Raw genomic sequence first — 873 nt, 5'->3', positions numbered from 1 at the left:
CTGTCGTTTCTTGGTCATGACACACCTCCTGCTAGGGGCTACCTAACTATAGAAGGTGTCTACTGGTTGTGGGTAACTCGGAAACTTAACGCCCGGCACACGTGCCGGTTTGTAGCCGCGAAGCGGCGGAGAAGCGGTCACCGTGATGCCGATTGTTATGGGGATTTGGCAACATTGTTTAATTGTTCTTCCGGAAATCAGAGTAATCTGGAACTGCTATTTTTTCTTGAGTTGGCTTGTGGAAAATAGCTAGATGTAATTCGACGAACCTCCCCCCTTTGGAATAGCCACAGTAGAGATCAACGACAAAACTCTCAGATTCAAACTGTGGGGTCTCCCCAGCAAGGCCGGGGATTCTGGCTAATACGACCTTTTGAGCAAGATCTCGATCAAAATTACAAGCCTCCAAGTCTGCATATGCACGGGAGGTTTGCACAGAGTAGATTAGGCTCGTTTCAGCGAGCAAAACGATTTCCTGGTCAAAGAACATTGAAAGGCCGGCATCAGATGGCATTGGCGCCTTAAAGCCTTTCAACGCAAGCGGTAAGGGAAAATCATCCTCGTTTAGTGGCGCGATGGGGTACTCCTGCCCATAGCCGATTGTAAATGGGTTTGTATGCTTAGAGTCTTCAGTAGTGTTAGCCGCTAGATTAGAAGGCGGTTTCGGTGAGGTAGATTCCTCTGCTGGCGAGCAACCAATCGAGAAAACAATAAAAAAAATGGCACACAAACCTAAATTGGCTTTACTGCAAACTACTCTCACGACTCGGTAATCCACTTAGAATCTCCCATAACGCAGAGCTTTGCGGCAATTTTGTAGCCGCGAAGCGGTGAAGAAATTGTCCGACAAGAGCGACTTGTTAAGCCTCTCGC

At 47.9% G+C, this 873-nt stretch carries 1 protein-coding gene; it reads right to left on the bottom strand.

Translation table 11 applies throughout. The annotated features are described in order from the left end of the window. Positions 1-178: 178 nt before the first annotated feature. Positions 179-778, bottom strand: coding sequence for a hypothetical protein (locus tag IEV54_RS17275; RefSeq protein ID WP_150279462.1), 600 nt, complete (start codon positions 776-778; stop codon positions 179-181). Between the last annotated feature and the right edge of the window lie 95 nt (positions 779-873).

The organism is Halopseudomonas salina (genome assembly GCF_014637955.1).
In the GTDB taxonomy this organism is placed as follows: domain Bacteria; phylum Pseudomonadota; class Gammaproteobacteria; order Pseudomonadales; family Pseudomonadaceae; genus Halopseudomonas; species Halopseudomonas salina.
This window is presented reverse-complemented; position numbering and strand designations above follow the sequence as displayed.